The organism is Planotetraspora mira (assembly GCF_016863275.1).
Taxonomy (GTDB): Bacteria; Actinomycetota; Actinomycetes; order Streptosporangiales; family Streptosporangiaceae; genus Planotetraspora; species Planotetraspora mira.
This window is the reverse complement of sequence record NZ_BOOO01000024.1, coordinates 15,730-33,390: the sequence shown is the minus strand read 5'-3', so window position 1 is coordinate 33,390 and position 17,661 is coordinate 15,730. Positions and strand designations below refer to the sequence as shown.

The 17,661-nt window shown below is 68.5% G+C and carries 9 protein-coding genes and 1 tRNA gene; 6 read left to right on the top strand and 4 right to left on the bottom strand.

The window, feature by feature from the left end; genetic code table 11:
• Nucleotides 1–76 precede the first annotated feature (76 nt).
• On the bottom strand, nt 77–2,752 hold the full coding sequence (topA, locus tag Pmi06nite_RS22660) for a type I DNA topoisomerase (RefSeq protein WP_203955097.1): 2,676 nt from the start codon (nt 2,750–2,752) through the stop codon (nt 77–79).
• 301 nt (nt 2,753–3,053) lie between these two features.
• Between topA and Pmi06nite_RS22655 the strand changes: the two genes are divergently transcribed.
• Nucleotides 3,054–3,221 carry a DUF5703 family protein gene (locus Pmi06nite_RS22655; RefSeq protein WP_373317328.1) on the top strand — a complete coding sequence of 56 codons (168 nt, stop codon included), beginning with the start codon at nt 3,054–3,056 and terminating at the stop codon, nt 3,219–3,221.
• Nucleotides 3,222–3,550: 329 nt separating this feature from the next.
• On the opposite strand, the gene Pmi06nite_RS42045 is transcribed toward Pmi06nite_RS22655, so the two are convergent.
• From Pmi06nite_RS42045 to Pmi06nite_RS22625, 3 genes are all read right to left on the bottom strand, one after another.
• Entirely contained in the window at nt 3,551–5,527 is a 1,977-nt protein-coding gene (locus Pmi06nite_RS42045; protein WP_239114124.1) for a chaplin family protein, read from the bottom strand.
• A gap of 208 nt (nt 5,528–5,735) precedes the next feature.
• Nucleotides 5,736–6,359, bottom strand: coding sequence for a hypothetical protein (locus Pmi06nite_RS22630; RefSeq protein ID WP_203955095.1), 624 nt, complete (start codon nt 6,357–6,359; stop codon nt 5,736–5,738).
• Nucleotides 6,360–6,453: 94 nt separating this feature from the next.
• Nucleotides 6,454–7,764: a M20/M25/M40 family metallo-hydrolase gene (locus Pmi06nite_RS22625; protein WP_203955094.1), complete on the bottom strand. Its 1,311-nt coding sequence runs from the start codon at nt 7,762–7,764 to the stop codon at nt 6,454–6,456.
• A gap of 216 nt (nt 7,765–7,980) precedes the next feature.
• Between Pmi06nite_RS22625 and Pmi06nite_RS22620 the strand changes: the two genes are divergently transcribed.
• The 5 genes from Pmi06nite_RS22620 to Pmi06nite_RS22600 all read left to right on the top strand — a co-directional run bounded on the left by Pmi06nite_RS22620 (nt 7,981) and on the right by Pmi06nite_RS22600 (nt 17,408).
• Nucleotides 7,981–8,069 (top strand) — tRNA-Leu (locus Pmi06nite_RS22620).
• Between the two features lie 304 nt (nt 8,070–8,373).
• A complete protein-coding gene (locus Pmi06nite_RS22615) occupies nt 8,374–8,856 on the top strand; it encodes an Hsp20/alpha crystallin family protein (RefSeq protein WP_203955093.1) in 483 nt (160 codons plus the stop codon).
• 260 nt (nt 8,857–9,116) lie between these two features.
• Nucleotides 9,117–10,631, top strand: a complete 1,515-nt coding sequence (locus Pmi06nite_RS22610; protein ID WP_239114123.1) for a serine/threonine-protein kinase — start codon at nt 9,117–9,119, stop codon at nt 10,629–10,631.
• A gap of 241 nt (nt 10,632–10,872) precedes the next feature.
• The gene (locus Pmi06nite_RS42655) at nt 10,873–14,013 is read left to right on the top strand and encodes an FG-GAP repeat domain-containing protein (protein WP_203955092.1); all 3,141 of its coding nucleotides are present in this window, start codon (nt 10,873–10,875) and stop codon (nt 14,011–14,013) included.
• A gap of 323 nt (nt 14,014–14,336) precedes the next feature.
• Nucleotides 14,337–17,408, top strand: coding sequence for an FG-GAP repeat domain-containing protein (locus Pmi06nite_RS22600; RefSeq protein WP_203955091.1), 3,072 nt, complete (start codon nt 14,337–14,339; stop codon nt 17,406–17,408).
• The last annotated feature ends 253 nt before the right edge of the window (nt 17,409–17,661 follow it).

Here is a 17,661-nt window from a genome sequence, read left to right as displayed (position 1 = left end):
TCCCCTCGACCGGCTGACGACGATGCTATGAGCTACCGCCGACAAGCGCGCCGCCCCCGGCGGACCCGCCGCCGCCTCAGGACTTGGCGGCGGGCTTCTTCGTGGTCGTCTTCGCCCTGGTGGCGGGCTTCTTCGGAGCCGGCGCCCGCTCCCTGCGCTCCGCGAGCAACTCGGCCGCGCGCTCGATCGTGATCTCTTCGACACCGTCGCCCTTGCGGAGGGACGCGTTGGTCTCCCCGTCGGTGACGTAGGGCCCGAAGCGGCCCTCCTTCACCACGACCGGCTTCTTGGAGTTCGGATCCACACCCAGCTCACGCAGCGGCGGTGCGGCCGCCGCCCGGCCACGGCCACGCGGCTTCGGCTGCGCGAACAGCTCCTTGGCCTGCTCGATCGTGACCGTCAGCAGGTCGTCCTCGGACGTGAGGGACCTGGAGTCCGTGCCCCTCTTGATGTACGGGCCGAACCTGCCGTTCTGGGCGGTCACCTCCTCCCCGTCGATCTCACCGACCACGCGGGGAAGCGTCAGCAACATCAGCGCCTGCTGAAGGGTGATCGTGTCCAGGGACATCGTCTTGAACAGCGAGCCGGTGCGCGGCTTGACGACGTCGGCCTTCCTGGTCCGCTTCTTCGTGTCGGCGGGCGGCTGCTCCTCCGGCAGGATCTCGGTGACGTAGGGGCCGAACCGGCCGTCCTTGGCCACGATCGTGCGGCCGGTGGCCGGGTCGACGCCGAGTTCGCGATCGCCGTTCGGGCGCGAGAACAACTCCTCGGCCTTGTCGGCGGTCAGCTCGTCGGGGGTCATGTCCTCCGGGATGTTCACCCGGGCGCCCTCACGGTCGAGGTACGGCCCGTACCGGCCGACCCTGATCACGATGTCGCTGCCCCTGATCGCGAACGAGCTGATCTCCTTGGCGTCGATCTCGCCGAGGTCGGTGACCATCTCCTTGAGACCCTCGTCGCCCTCTTCGCCGTAGTAGAACCGGCGCAACTCGGGCACCCGCTCGGCCCGGTCGTTGGCGATGTCGTCGAGGACCTTCTCCATGTCGGCGGTGAAGTCGTAGTCGACCAGGTTGCCGAAGTGCTGTTCCAGCAGGTTGACCACGGCGAAGGCCAGGAAGGAGGGCACCAGGGCGGTGCCCTTCTTGAAGACGTACCCCCGGTCGAGGATCGTCCCGATGATCGACGCGTACGTCGACGGACGGCCGATCTCGCGGTCTTCCAGCTCCTTGACCAGCGACGCCTCGGTGTAGCGGGCGGGCGGCTTGGTCGAGTGGCCCAGCGCGGTCAGGTCCCTCGCCGTCAGCCGGTCGCCTTCGGCCAGGTTGGGCAGTCGCTTCTCCGAGTCGTCCCGGTCGGTGGCCGGATCGTCCGCACCCTCGACGTACGCCTTGAGGAACCCGTAGAACGTGATCGTCCGGCCGGTGGCGCTGAACTCGACGCTCTCCCCGGTGCTCGACGTGCCGGCGACCTTGACCGACACGGACTCGCCCACGGCGTCCTTCATCTGGGACGCGACCGTGCGCTGCCAGATCAGCTCGTACAGCCGGAACATGTCGCCGGACAGCCCGGTCTCACCGGGCGTGCGGAACTCCTCGCCGGACGGGCGGATCGCCTCGTGGGCCTCCTGCGCGTTCTTCACCTTGCTCGTGTAGACGCGCGGCTTGTCGGGCACGTAGGCCGAGCCGTACAGCTTGATGGCCTGGCCTCGCGCGGCGGCCACGGCCGTCTCCGACAGCGTGATGCTGTCGGTACGCATGTAGGTGATGAACCCGTTCTCGTAGAGCCGCTGGGCGACCTGCATCGTGTACTTCGCGGAGAAGCCCAGCTTGCGGCTCGCCTCCTGCTGCAACGTCGTGGTCCGGAACGGCGCGTACGGCTTTCGCGTGTACGGCTTCCGCTCGACGGACCGGACGGCGTAGGAGGTGTCGGAGAGCCTGCCCGCCAGGGCTCCGGCGGACGCCTCGTCGAGGTGGAGGACGCCCGCGCTCTTCAGGGTGCCTGTGGAGGCGAAGTCGCGGCCCTGGGCGACGCGCTTGCCGTCGACCCCGGTCAGCGTGGCCGTGAAGGTGCTCGGGTCGTCGGCCGCGCGGCCCGTGTCGAACAGCGCCTGCAGGTCCCAGTAGTTGGCGGCGGTAAACGCCATGCGCTCCCGCTCGCGCTCGACGACCAACCGGGTCGCCACCGACTGGACGCGGCCTGCCGACAGCCGCGGCTTGACCTTCTTCCACAGGACGGGGCTGACCTCGTAACCGTAGAGACGGTCCAGGATCCGGCGGGTCTCCTGGGCGTCGACGAGCCGGAGATTGAGATCGCGGGGATTGGACACCGCGTCCTGGATGGCGTGCGGCGTGATCTCGTGGAAGACCATCCGGTGCACCGGGATCTTCGGCTTGAGCACCTCACGCAGGTGCCACGCGATGGCCTCGCCCTCGCGGTCCTCGTCAGTGGCGAGGTAAAGCTCGTCGGCCTCTTTGAGCAGCTGCTTCAGCTTGGAGACCTGCGACCTCTTGTCGGGGTTGACGACGTACAGCGGCTCGAACTCATGGTCGACGTTGACGCCGAGACGTGCCCAGGCCTCTCCCTTGAACTTCTCCGGGATGTCATCGGCCTTCTCCGGGAGGTCACGGATGTGCCCGATGCTGGACTCCACGATGTAGCCGCGCCCGAGGTACCCGGCGATCGTCTTCGCCTTGGCAGGCGACTCGACGATCACCAGGCGGGTTCCGCCGGCGTTGCCGTTATTGGCTGGCACGCTGCTTCCTACCTCGCTGTTCGCTGTTCGTTCCCCGTGTTTCCGGGCCTTGCGTTCCCGATCACTGGTGTCCTTCGTCTCTCCGGCCCCGGGCGGCACAGCGCCTGCCGCCTCGCTCGTCCCCGGCCAGGGAGCCGATTTGAAGGTACCTGGATCCGCAAGTCCTTCCCTCTCGGGCTACCCGGTTCTGTCCGAGGATGTAACCCACCTGGACCCGTTATCCACGAGGACGCAGAATAGAGCCGTTCGGGTTCCCTAGCACGCCCCTCGGAGACTAATCGCTGTGCTGGATTACTCCTACATGGACATCTATCTGCCACGCGACACCTCGCGGGAGGTGGCCAGGCAAATGCTGACGGAGCATGCCCAGCACGGAAGCTGGGAGATCGATCGTCTGCGGCTGTATCCCGACGGCAGCAGACGTATCCGGCTGCGCCGCAAGGTCATCCGCGCTGTTCGGACGATGTGAGTAATACTCGCACGACCGACCGGCCAAATGCGCTTTGCCCGCCCCGGGCCGCGCCCCCGGAACGGGCAAAGCATCTGTGCTCACCACCGCCTGGACGGCGGGGGAGCGTCTCTGGTCGTCCGCGCCCGGCGCTGGACAGGCGACCGATGCGCCGTCCCGCACCCTGACGCGGACGAGTGATATTTGTTACTTTCCGCCCCAACCACCTCTACTGGGCGTCTTCCGGCGGAAAGCTGTGAAGGGCTTGGTGCTACGTCCAGCCGGAACGAGTTCCCGCTGGGATCAGTTCCGGCCGGGTCAGCCCCGGCCGGAGTCGCTTCGGGCTGGAGTCACTTCCGGCCGACGCGGATGCGCCGGGTCACGGCGAACAGGCTCGCCGAAGCGGCGAACATGGCACCAAGGAGCAGGGCGGCCAGCGAACCGGAGTTCATCCCGGTCACGCCGACCGGCTGCTCCGCGCTCATCAGGCCGAGGTTCTTGAGGGGCAGCACGTCGGTGGCCTCGCCGAGGTCGCTCACCGGCAGTGCGTCAGTCATGCCGCTGACGGTGTCCTGGCCGGTCAGGGTGCGTGCCGTCTTGTCCAGGCTGCCGCTGGGGAGCTTGCCGGAACCGGTGGGCGCGCCCGGCAGCGCGGGGAGGCCCGCCATGCTCGGCAGGTCGCCCACGGCCGGCGCCGACGGGGCCGCGGCGGCGCTCATCTGCTGGGGAACGCCGTTGGCCTCCTTGAGGCTCGACAGCGCCGGGACACCCGGAAGCGCGGACATCGCGTCACGAGACGCGGCCTGGTGCTGCGTCCGGCCCCAGCCGTGGCGGTCGTAACGGCCGTGGTGCGAGCCGACCTGGGCGCCGCCCAGGCAGCCGGCGGCCGCGTCGCCCAGAACGGCGACGGCGTTGCCGCACACGTTCACCGGAGCCGTGATCGGGGCGACGATCTGGTTGCCCGCGAGGATTCCGTACCGGCCCGAGGTGGTGTTGTTGCCTCCGCCGACACCGCCGAGGACCGAGGCGCCGCCCGCGCAGTTCGCGTTCGACCGGCCGAGCACCGCGATGGCGTTGCCGCAGGCGTTGATGGGAGCCGTGATCGGGGCGACGATCTGGTTGCCGCCCAGGATGGACGAACGGCCCGAAGTGACGTTGTGGCCCGCGCCACCCGCACCCCAGCCGCCCTTCACGGACGCACCGCCGCGGCAGCCCGCGAAGGCGTCGCCGGCGAGCGCCACGGCGTTGCCGCAGATGTTGATCGGCAGGGTGATCGGCGCGACCACCTGGTTGCCGCCGCCGATGGACGAACGGCCGTCGGTGGTGTTACGGCCGCTCCAGCCACCGGGCTTCGGCCGCTTGACGCTGACGCCGCCACCGCAGCTCGCGCTGCCGTTGCTGATCGCGTTGCCGCACACGTTGACCGGAGCCGTGATCGGCGCGACCACCTGGTTGCCGCCGCCGATGGACGAACGGCCGTCGGTGGTGTTACGGCCGGTCGAGCCGCCGTGCCCCTTCCAGCCACCGTTCCAGCCACCGTTCCAGCCACCGTGGCCGCCGCCCTTCCAGCCGCCGTAGCCGCCGTGTCCGTGGCCGCCGCCACCGGAGACGGACGAGCCGCCCTGGCATCCGGAGAACGCCCGGCCGAGGACGGCGACGGAGTTGCCGCAGACGTTGATCGGCGCGGTGATGGGCGCGATGATCTGGTTGCCGCCCAGGATGGACGAGCGGCCGGACGTACGGTTGCCGCCCGCGCCGCCCCTCCCGGAGTTCTGGACCGAGGCGCCGCCCTTGCAGCCGGCGGTCGCGTTGCCGAAGATCGCCACGGAGTTGCCACAGGCGTTGATCGGCGCCGTGATCGGCGCGACGATCTGGTTGCCGCCCAGGATGGACGAGCGGCCCGAGGTGACGTTGCCGCCGGCGCCGCCACTGCCGGAGTTCTTGACCGTCGAGCCGCCCTTGCAGCCCGCGTCGGCGTTCCCGAACAACGACACCGCGTTGCCACAGGCGTTGATCGGCGCCGTGATCGGCACGTTGGCCTGGTTGCCGCCGAGGATGCTGTGCGCCCCCGAGGTCCGGCCCGAGATGCCACCGCCGTTCCCGCCCTGAACCGACGCTCCGCCCTTGGAGGACGCGTCGGCGTCGCCGGCGATGGCCACGGCGTTCCCGCTGATGTCGATCGGCACGGTTATCGGCAGGTTGAGCTGGTTGCCGCCACCGATCGAGCCGTCGCCCACGGTGTCGGCGTGAGCCGTACCGCTGCCGAGGGCCATGACGCCGGCGGCGAGAAACGCCGCGGGGGCTGAGCCCTTCGCCCACGTTCGCATAATGAATGCTCCTAGGTCGTTCTTAGGGGGTTTCCTGACAACTCGGGACATGCGTCCAGGCCAAGGCACCACTGGACCTTGGATCGTCAGTCACGAGATGGAGAGATTCCGCTTCACCCGCGCGGAACCGGCCGGGCCGTATGTGAACGGCTCAGGGCAGGCGCCGGCACCGGTCGCCGTCGAACGGAGACCCGGTGCCGAGGCGGGATCAGTCTGGAGAGAAAGAAGGGTCATCCGCCGCTGTGCGGACGACCGGGGGAACCACTGCCGCCAAGGGGGCGGGCAGCGAAGAGAGACGCGGCTCGAGAATGGGCCGCGCGAGATCCCCGAACAGGGAGGATCCACTGCCCGTCTGTGGGACCAGCCCATGGTTGTCCGGGGCGTGGTCCACAGTGGACGGTGAGGGGAGCACGGGCTTCGACTGGCTGGTCAGCCCGTCGACCGTGCGCCCCGCCATGGCCGCGGCATTCGCCGGGGCGTTGTCACTCGCCGTGGGGAAATCACCGGAACTCCCCGTGGAGACCCCGTCGGCGCTCGTAGCGAGCGATCCGCTGGAGTCCGCCGTGGGGAAAACATCGGAGAGCGCCGATCCGGCAGCGACATGCGAGAGGGCCGTCTGCGCCACGGACGTCGCCGTGCCGAAGACACCGAAGATCACACCGAGCAGCCATCCGACGGCGATCAGCCCGCCGATGACCAGAAGGGGACCCAGACGGGAACCGGCCGCGAACCGCGCCATCCGGTTTCCCCTGCCGGACTCGGGACCGGCGGACGCGCACCGGACAGCGGCGGGCATGAACGCCCCCCACTGCAGCTCCGGCGTGCGCGTCACACGACCTCCCGAGTCCGTGGAGTCCGCCCGGTGCGGATCCCGCCCTCAACGCAGAGTCACTGTAGCCGCACACCACGTGATCACAAGAGATTTCTCAGCAGTAATCGAGGAATCGGTCAAGAACTCGAACCCCAAATCGGAGCGAATCAACCGGAACCCGCTCGTCGATGCCATGGAACATCCCGGAGAAGTCCAAGTCCGGGGGAAGCTGGAGCGGCGCGAAGCCGAACCCGCGTATCCCGAGCCGGCTGAAGGCCTTGAGGTCCGTCCCCCCACTGAGGGTGTACGGGACGACCTTCGCCCCGGGGTCCTCCTCATGCAGCGCATCAGCCATCGCCTTGACCAAAGGCCCGGTGAAAGAGGTCTCGACCGCGACGTCGTGGTAGACGAACTCCCTGGTGACGTTCGGCCCGAGAAGCTCGTCGACCGTCTGGAAGAACTCGTCCTCGTATCCCGGGAGGAACCGCCCGTCGACGTGAGCCGTCGCCGCCTGCGGGATGACGTTGGCCTTGTACCCCGCCGCGAGCATGGTCGGGTTGGCCGTATTGCGCAGCGTGGCGCCGATCATGCGGGCGAGCAGGCCGAGCTCGGCCACCGCCGCCTCGGCGTCCTCGGCCTTCACCTCGACCTCGAAAACCTCATCGAAGAAGGCCTGGACGGTGGAGGTGAGCCGTACGGGCCATTCATAGCGGCCGAGACGCCCGACGGCCTCGGCGAGCTCGGTGACCGCGTTCTCGTCGTTCAGCATCGAGCCGTGACCGGCCCTGCCCTTGGCGGTCAGCCGCATCCAGGCGATGCCCTTCTCCGCCGCCTCGATCAGGTAGAGCCGGCGCGAGCCTCCGTCCTGCGCGCCCATGGTCACGCTGAAGCCGCCGACCTCCCCGATCGCCTCCGTGCAACCGTCGAAGAGGTGACGGTGGTTCTCCGTCAGCCACTGCGCGCCGTAGTTGCCGCCCGCCTCCTCGTCCGCCGTGAAGGCGAGCACGATGTCACGCGGAGGCTTGCGGCCGGCGCTGAGGCGCTGCCGTACGACGGCGAGGATCATGGCGTCCATGTCCTTCATGTCGACCGCACCGCGCCCCCAGACGCAGCCGTCGGCGACCTCGCCGCTCAGCGGATGGTGCCGCCAGTCGGACGCGGTGAACGGCACCACGTCCAGATGCCCGTGGAGCAGCAGGGCGTCCCGGCCGGGGTCGGCCCCCTCGATGCGGGCGATCACGTTCGCCCGCCCGTTGTCGGACTCGAGGATCTGCGGCTCGAGGCCCACGTCGGCGAGCTTGGCCGCCACGTATTCCGCGGCCTTCCGCTCACCGGGGCCGGAGTTGTCCCCGGCGTTCGTCGAGTCGATCCGGATGAGGTCGCCACACAGCTCGACGACCTCGTCCTCGCCGTTCAATGGGGTCATTGCGCCTCCTCGCGCTCGCTGCCGGGTCGGCTTGCGATCTTGTACGGCATGCGGCCTGGACGGCTCGCGTCTCCATCCTGCCGTCGGCCGCCCCGGGTCATCACCACGGGCCGGGCGCAAGCCGTACGGCGCCTGATTCTCGGTATGAACCAGCCACGGGACAGTGCTAATCTGTATCAGCCGACGCGGGATGACGGTCTCGCGTGCAGGCACCACGTCCGGGTGGCGGAATAGGCAGACGCGCTAGCTTGAGGTGCTAGTGCCCAGTGATGGGCATGGGGGTTCAAGTCCCCCCTCGGACACCAACCTCGGTCCCGAATCTGTGCAGGTCACAGGCTCGGGACTTTTTCATTTCCCGGGGTCGGCGACATTCGCGACAGCGATCATGATCCTCGATTCCCTGATGGCCGCGAGCGCCTCGGCACGATCCTCGGCGCGCGCTCCCCCAAGGCCGGGGACGCCTTCCGGGCTGTCGCGGCCCACCCTCGATCCCCTGCCCATCGCCGGACACCCGGATAGCCGGGCGAATCGGGAATTGAGTCGGGTCGACTCATGTTTGGTACCAACGCCGGCCGCAAGGGCCGGCAGTGACCGATGGTGGAGGACCACATGAGCAGCTTGACGCTGTGGAGCAGGCGCGACCCGTTCGCGGACTTCGATCGCGTGGCGCGCAGAGCATTCGGCCCCTACTTCGCCCCGGCGACTCCCCTGAGCACGACCCGCCCGACCGGCTTCACCCCGGCCGCCGAGGTCACCCGTGACGGGGACGACGCGGTGGTCCGCGTCGAACTCCCCGGCATCGACGTCGACAAGGACGTCGCGGTCGAGGTCGACCGTGGACGGCTGGTCGTCCGCGGTGAGCGGCGCGACGAGAGGAGCGAGGAGCGCGACGGGCGCACGCTGCGCGAGGTGCGGTACGGCTCGTTCCGGCGGTCGTTCGCGCTCCCGGCGCACGTGACCGCCGACGCGGTGACGGCGTCGTACGACGCGGGCGTCCTGAGCGTCCGGGTGGCCGGCGCCCATGCCGGGGCGGAGCCGCGGCGGATCACCGTCTCCACCGATGCCGCGGACGGCGAGCAGATCGCCGTATGACATGGCGCGCACCGGCCGGCATCGCCTGATGACACGGGCCCGTCCCCCACGTGGGGCCGGGCCCGTTCCGTACGGCTAGAGCCGCGACGCCGTACCGACGCCGGATCCGCCGGTAATGGCTCAAACTCCGGCGGCCTTCTACGCGTACGTCAGAGTTCGCAGAATGACCGGCGAATGGTCGTCGCCCGGAGATCGCCTAGTAATGGGTGAATGGCGCATTATGTTGCTGCGTGTTCTTGCCGAGCGATGGAGGAGCCCCCTTGCAGTCGGCATGGTCCGATCCACCGTTCCAACCCCTTGCCGCAGATGACCCGCGCGAGATCGGCGGTTACCGCGTTCTCGCCCGGCTGGGCGCCGGCGGCATGGGCAGGGTGTACCTGGGCAGCACCCAGAGCGGGCGGCGACTGGCGATCAAGGTCATCCGGCCCGAGTACACGGAGGATCCCGAGTTCCGCCGACGCTTCCAGCAGGAGATCGACGCGGCGCAACGGGTGCAGAGCATCTACACCGCCCCGGTCGTCGACGCCGACACCCGGGTGGCGCAGCCATGGCTGGCCACGGCGTGCATCCCCGGCCCCTCGCTCGCCGAGGCGGTGACGGAACTCGGGCCGTTGCCGGTCGACACCCTGCGCGTGCTGGTCGCCGGCATCGCCGAGGCCCTGCAAGCCATCCACCGGGCCGATATCGTGCACCGCGACCTCAAGCCGTCCAACGTCCTTCTCGCCCCGGACGGGCCGAGGGTCATCGACTTCGGGATCGCTCGTGCGGCCGACAGCACGCCGTTCACCCGTACCGGACTGCGCATCGGGTCGCCGCGGTTCATGTCGCCGGAGCAGGCCCGGGGAGAGCCGGCGGGCCCCGCCAGCGATCTGTTCGCCCTGGGCTCCACGGCCTATTTCGCGGCCACGGGTCACACCCCTTTCGGAGAGGGCCCTGACGCCACGGTGCTCTACCGGATCGTGCACGAGGAGCCCACGCTCACGGATTGCCCCGAGCCGATCCTGTCGCTGGTGCGCCGATGCCTTGCGAAAGACCCGGAGGCGCGTCCCTCGGTCGAGCAGGTCATCCAGACCATGATGATGAGCGACACGGACACGACGGTCCACTGGCTGCCGCCGACGCTGACCACTCGCCTGACCCTGTACGCCACCTCGGTGGAGACGTCGCCGAGCCCTCCTCGGCGGTCTCGGGGCCGTCGCCTCGCGATCACCGGGGTCGTCGTCGGCGTCCTGCTCGTCGGCGGCTTGGCCACCGTGCTGCGGCTCACGCGGGACCTGGGAGCCGGGGCACCGGAAGCCACGGCCACGAGTTCGGCCGTCGCGCAGAAGGCGGCGGCGGGCGTGAGCCCGTCCGCGACTCCGGTCAAATCGACTCCGGCACAAACGAAGAGGCCGGCTCCCGGCCGGTATCCCATCAATCGGCAGTTCTATACAGGGAGGGAATGGATTCTCACCCTGACCTACTTCGACGTGGGCAAGGACACTCTGACGGCGTATATCCAGTACCGCCCGCGGGGAGGGGCGCGAGGTCTCACCTGTAAGGACGAACTTCCCACCGCCAATGTGCTCATGCTCGCCAGCGGCCAGGCCGTCACTTCGAAGAAGACCTACTGCTCCACCCATAAGAAGCGAGGGGACTGGACGGTGAAGGCCGGCTCGAAGTTCACCGACCACGCGGTCTTCCCGATGCCCGACGATCTCAGCAGGCCGTTCACTCTGGAGTGGCAGCCCGGCCTGAGCCTCAGCGGCAAGGTCAAGGGAATACTCCTCCGCTGACACTGCCGGCGCCGTGGTCCGCCGTCGTGCCCGCCGGCCGTACGCGATGACCGATATGCGGCTCATGCCGTAATAGGGAAGTTAATCCACGTGCGCCTCAATGGTCTTGTTTTGTCACTTTGGAACGATATTCTGCTGCCTCTCATCGATCATGTTGGAACCCGGCGGCGTTCTCGGCCACAACCATCCGACGATCATCGTGGCCGGACTTCGCTGAACCATGCACCGCCAAGGAGAACTTGTGGGGCCATCAACCCACGGTCCGGCTGAATCACCGCGCCCACGAGCACGGCGCATCACCCCCCGCCTGGCGGCCGCGGCACTCGCGTTCGCGTCTGCCGCGGTTCCGCTCGCCGCCAGTGCGCCACCTGCGCAGGCCGCGGCTTCGCAGGAGATCGTGATCCCGGCCACCAACCGGATCACGCCTCTCGAAGACACGCCGGTGGTAGCCGGCACCACCGGATTCCTGCACCAGCAGGAGGGCAAGGACGGGTACCTCTGGACCGACTACGCGACCGGTGCCTCGACGACACTGACCGGCACCGTGTTGTCGGCGCCGGTACGAAGCTCGGTGGCGCAGCCCGCAGACTCCGAGAGCGAGGCCATCGCCATCTACCCGACCCCGGGTAAAGGCGTCGACTGGTACGGCCTTGTCGATCCGCACACCGGTGAGCGTCATGACGTGCAACTGCCGCCCGGTGTCAGCGTCCGAGGGTTCGTCGCCGACAAGGTGCTGGCTGCACACGGCAGGATCCCCACGGCCCCTGAGCCCGAGGCAGTGCTGGTCGACATCCGGCAGGGGACGGTAGAACCGCTGCCCGTCACAGGACTCCCCCAGGGCGCCGAACTCACTGCCCGCACCCTCATAGACGGTGTCGCGGACGACCAGGGCGCGCTGATCCAGTATCAGGATGGAGGGGGCTTCCACTACGGCCTCCTCGACGCCGTCACCGGGGTGGTCACCCCCACGCCTGCGGTGCCGGTCGTCTACAACCTGCGGCTCTACCTCACCCCGGATCGCTTCGCCTGGTGGACACCCGGCGACTCCACAATGCACTGGGTGCCTCGTGACGATCCCTCCGCCACTCCACGCGACTTCACGTTCCCCAAGAGCTCGGCTCCGGTGACGCTGGTCGGCGACACCGTTCTGACCGCATCGCCGGCCCCCGGATCCACGCTCGGCTCGAAACTGACGGCCCTGCCGCTCGACGGTGGGGAGGCGAAGGTCCTACTCGACCACGTCGCGTCTGCCTACGCGACCGGGCTGGAGGCGGCGGACGGCAGTGTCCTCATCGCCGGCGGTTCAGGCGACGACTGGGCGGTGCGCCGGTTCACCCAGAGCGCCGGTGAAGTCTCGCAGAAGGTGATCCTCCCCCTTTCGATCACGACCACCAAGAGCGAGGTCGTGGGACTGAGCCTCTTCCGTGGCACCCTCAACACGATCGCCGACCTGGACGGTGCGCTCAGCCTCCACCAGCAGGACGTCGGCACGACGACGACGCCGACGGCGAACCCCGTCACCCTTGAACCTGCGGGCATGCCTTCATCCGTCGTCCGGTGCGCGACAGGATCGGCCTGCGTTCGCGTGGCAGACGGCCCTCGTGACGGAGGGGTCCACTACCTGTACACCGACTCCACCGGGCTCACCTACCTCCAGTCCGGACCCGTCGAGAGCACCCACGTGCCGGGAACCGGTGGCCAGATACGAGACGCTTCCGATGAGTACGTGGTGGTCGACGGCGGGTCGCCGAAGACGCAGTACATCGTCAAGCCGAGCGCCTTCGATGTGACCCGGAGCCGTCCGGTGCAGGCGGCCGCGGTCTGGTACGACACGTTGTGGAGCGCGTCCACGAGTTCTCCCGGCACGCTGATCGCCGAGCTCAATCCGGACTCGGCCACGGCCGGCACGCCCAGCCGTACGGTGAAGACCGGTGTGGCCTGCGTGCCCACCGAGCTGCAGGCGACGGCCCGCTGGCTCTACTGGTGGTGTGGCGACGGCAAGCAGGCCGGGGTCTACGACCTGTGGAACGGCCGCGGCTTCGGAGTGCCGTCGGGCCAGTCCATGCTCGGGGACGGTTACGTCGTGCGGCACGACCGCACGGCGGGGGAGCTCAAGCTGACCGACTTCCACACCGGCGGCCCGGCCGCGGAGCGGACCATCGCCGATCTGCCTGCCGGAAGCCTCTCCGACGACCGCCGGATCACCTGGACGGTGGACAAGTACGGCGGCCACATCGCCTACGTGGACGGTGAGGACCGCGTGCACGTTCTGGCGGACGGAGTCCCGAACTCCATGCCCGTGATCGCCCGGAATGGCGATGCCGACGAGGTCGTGCCAAGGAGCAAGGACACGTACGCCGCTCACTGGAACGGGGACTTGTATCTCAGCCGCCCGGTGGACTCCTGGGAGCTCACCATCGTCAACCAGATCTCCAAGAGTGAGGTGGCGACCTTCAAGGGCGGCGCCCTACGCGGCCCCAGTCCCGTCGGCCATGGGTGGCCCGGCACGGGGGTCATCCCTGACAGCGGGTCCTACACCTGGGAGCTGACCGTCAAGTACGACGGAGGAACCCTTCCCATCAACGTGGGCAGCGGTGTGCTGCACGTGTCGTGCGGCCGGTTGCTGACCCACGTGTACGACTGCGACGGGATCCCCGACCTGCTTGCCGTCCGCTCGGACGGCAAGACGGACTCCTGGACCGGCCTGTCCACGGGAGGCCTCCACAACGACGGCCTCACCGCGACCTGGCCCGCCACCTCCACCCTGGTCCCGATCGGCGACCTCAACAACGACGGATACGCCGACCTGCTGGTCCGCGACTCCACGGGCAACGTCCGCGCCTACTGGGGCAAGGACGGCCAGACCGGACCGTCCCCCTCCAACGCCTCCGCCGCGATCGGCACCGGGTGGAACAAGTACAACGTGCTGACCTCACCCGGCGACCTGAGCGACGACGGACGCGCCGACCTGGTCACCCGCGACACCGCCGGCGACCTCTGGCTCCACCTCGCCAACGACGACGACACCTTCGACGCCCCGGTGAAGATCGGCTCCGGCCAGGGCGGCTACACCGCCATGGTCGGCATGGGCGACCTCAACGGCGACGGGGTCGGCGACCTCCTCGCCCGCGACACCGCAGGCGACCTGTGGAGACTGCCCGGCGCCGACAAACGCTTCGCCGCCAAGGTCAAGATCAGCTCCGGCTTCAGCGGCTACAACGCCTTCGTCGGCATCGGCGACCTCACCCAGGACGGCAAGAACGACCTCCTGGCCCGCGACACCGCAGGCAGCCTCTACCTATGGGCCGGCACCGGCACCGGCGGCTTCGGCGGCCGAACCACGATCAGCACCGGCTGGAACACCTACAAAACACTCGTCTGACGACCTGTAGCGGAACGCATGTGGAGGCCAGGCATCCCCTGAGCCTCCACATGCCGTTTCATCCCCTTCATGGGGGATCTGCTGCGGCATGAGCGAGGAAGCGCAGGCGCCGATCGGTTCGTTGTCGATCAGCTACGCCATGTGCGCCAAATGGTCTTTTTTTGTCAGTTTGGAACGATATTCTGCCGTCTCTCTCCCCTCCCCCCAAGAGGTATTTCTTGCGCCACAACCTCGGGCCCGACGAAGATCGCGGGTCCACCATGTCGACTGAATCACCCCACGGACGAGGACGTTCCGTACCAACGGCTCGCATCGCCGCCCGCATGGCGGCCATGGCGCTGGCGCTCGGAACCGCCGTGGTGCCACTCGCCGTGAGCATGCCTCACGCCGCGGCCGCGGAGACCCAGGAAATCGTGATCCAGCCTGAAACCCGGTCGAAGCCAAGGGTGGACACCCCCAAGGCCGGCGGCGTCACCGGGTTCCTCCACACGCAGGAGGGCCGTGACGGCTATCTCTGGACCGACTACGCGACCGGCGCTTCAGCGTCGGTGCCCGGCCTGACGTCGCTGCCTTCCAGCACCCTCGTACGGCCTGTCAAAAGTGACAGTGATCAGATACTCCTGTGGACGACGGAAACCGACTCGTACACGTTGCTCGACCCGCACACCGGTGAACGCCGCGAGATGCCGCTCCCGGCGGGGTACGGGGTCCGCGGCACAACTGCCGGGAAGGTGGTGGCCGTCCGCGGCGCGACGCCCACCACTCCGGCCGCCGGCGTGCTGCTCGGCACGGAGCCGGGATCCACGGAGTCTCTGCCGATCACGCTTCCGACGGGCGCCAAACTGAACCCGGGGGCCATCGACCCGCGCGCATCGGACGATCAGGGCGCGCTGATCATGTATCAGCAGGACAGCGATTACCGCATCGGCATGCTCGACCCCACCACCGGGGCCATCGGTCCGATTGCCGCAATGGTGGGAACGAACCAGATGCGGGTCGCGCTGACCGAGACACGCATCTTTTGGTGGACAACTACTACGGTGCGCTGGATTCCTCGCGACGATCTGTCCGCTTCGGCGCAGGACATCACGTTGCCCTCCAACGCCAACGCCATCTCAGTGGTCGGCGACACGCTGCTGATGGCGCAGCCGGCCGTCGATCCGATCGACAGATTCGACGAGAGCGTGACGGCTTGGCCGCTGAACGGCGGCCAGCCGAGCAAGGTGCTCGACCACATGGCGAGCGTCTCCACGCTGCCGCTGTTCGTGGCTGATCACAGTGCCCTGATCGTCGGGGGCTCCTCCGCGAAGGACTGGGCGGTTCATCGCTTCACCGAAGGCGCCGACGGAACGCTGAAGCGGAAGGCCGTCGAATCGCTGTCTCCCCTGCCCGCCGATGTGCTGGGACTGGACCTCTACCGGGGCGATCTCACCCTGGCGGACGACTCCTCCTACCAGGTCAGCCTGCGCAAGCAGGACGTGGGCATCGGGGCCGTGCCGGTCGCGGGTGACACCGAGCAGGTGGCCACGGGAATTCCCGGCACCATCGTGAGGTGTGCGACGGGTTCGCAGTGCGTACGGATGATGGAGGGCAACTCCTACGGCACCTCCTTCCTGACCATATGGCCGGATGGGGAGACCACCCTTGAGGCCCGTGGGGCCTCTCAATGGCTCACCAGCATGCCCGGATCCGGTGGGCAGGTCGTGGACGCGGCCTACGACTATGTGGTGGTCGACGGCGACTCGCCGAAGACGCAGTACGTCCTCTCTCCGGAGTACAACAAGATCGTTCGCAGCCGCCCCGTGCAGGCGGCGGCGCTCTGGTACGACATGTTGTGGAGCGCTTCCGCGAGCACGCCGGGGACGTTGACGGCGGAGAAGCTGACCATCGACGCGACCACTCCAGGCGCGCCGACTCGCACGGTGACGACCGGTGTGGCGTGCGTCCCCACCGAGTTGCAGGGGACGGCCCGGTGGCTCTACTGGTCCTGCGGTGAGGGCAAGCAGGCCGGGGTGTACGACCTGACGAACAACCGCGGCTTCGAGGTGCCGTCCGGGCAGTCCATGCTCGGGGACGGTTACGTCGTGCGGCACGACCGCACGGCGGGCGAACTCAAGCTGACCGACTTCCACACCGGCACCCCGGTCGCGGAACGGACCGTCGCGCCCCTCGCTGACGGCGGCCTGCCGGACGACCGCAGGATCACCTGGGCGGTGGACAAGTACAGCGGTCACATCGCCTGGGTCGACGCCGACCAGCGCGTACACGTCGGCGCGGACGGAGTGCCGAACGCCTTCCCCGTCGTCGGCAAACTGGACTCCTTGGACCTCATCGAGCCGCGGACCGGGCCCGAGTCCCCGGATGCCGACTGGGAGCCGTCCGTGTGGTTGGCCCGCCCGGTCGACTCGTGGGAAATGAACGTCTACTCCACGATCACCGGCAACCGGATGGCGACGTCCCAGGGCGGCGCCACCCGCGGCCACGAACCCCTGAAGATCTCCTGGAACGGCAGGGACCCGAACGGCGCCCTCGCCGCCAGCGGCCCCTACATCTGGAAACTCACCGTCACCTACGACGGGAAGGCCACCGCCGCGCAGATCGGCAGCAGGGCCCTCACCGTGAAGTGCGGCCGGCTGCTGACCCACGTCTACGACTGTGACGGCATCCCCGACCTCATGACCGTCCGCCCGGACGGCGCGACCAACGCCTGGACGGGCCTGTCGAACGGGAGTTTCCGCAACGACGGCGTCTTCGCGACCTGGCCGACCTCGTCCACGCTGGTGCCGATCGGCGATCTCAACGGCGACGGATTCGCTGACATCCTGGTCCGCGACTCCGCCGGCGAGGTGCGGGCCTACTGGGGCAGAACGGCTCGAATCGGCTTCTCCCCCTCCGACGAGTACTTTTCAATCAGCACCGGGTGGAACAAGTACAACGTGCTCACCTCCCCCGGCGACCTGACCGGCGACGGCCGCGCCGACCTGGTGGCCCGTGAGACCACCGGCGACCTGTGGCTCTACCCGGCCAACAACAACAACACCTTCAACGCCCGAATCAAGATCGGCTCCGGACAGGGCGGCTACACCGCCATGGTCGGCGTCGGCGACCTCAACGGCGACGGCAGAGGCGACCTGGTGGCCCGCGACCCCGCGGGCGACCTCTGGAGACTCCCCGGCGGCGACAGCCGCTTCGGCGCCAAAGTCAAGATCAGCTCCGGCTTCAACGCCTACAACGCCATCATCGGCATCGGCGACATCACCCAGGACGGCAAGAACGACCTCCTGACCACCGACACCGCGGGCAACCTCTACCGGTGGGCCGGCGACGGCACGGGCGGCTTCGGCACCCGTACCACGATCGGCACCGGCTGGAACACCTACAAATCGCTCCTGTAAACCTCGCCCTCGCGGGCCGGGCACGTCACTCGACGTGTCCGGCCCGCACCGTTTTCTGAGGGTTGACGCTCGATCAACTTGCTGGTGACAATGTGGCCCCAAGCGTCTCTCGCGTACGCCGGTCGGCACCTGGCGGACATGGGAGAACAACTCGACGTATGACGTGGTCGGCGCACGTGTTCGGTACCGGAAAGGATCGGCTCCGCGCTTGTCCCAAGTCACGCGTTCTTCGCCAGCATCGGCCTGTCCCTCA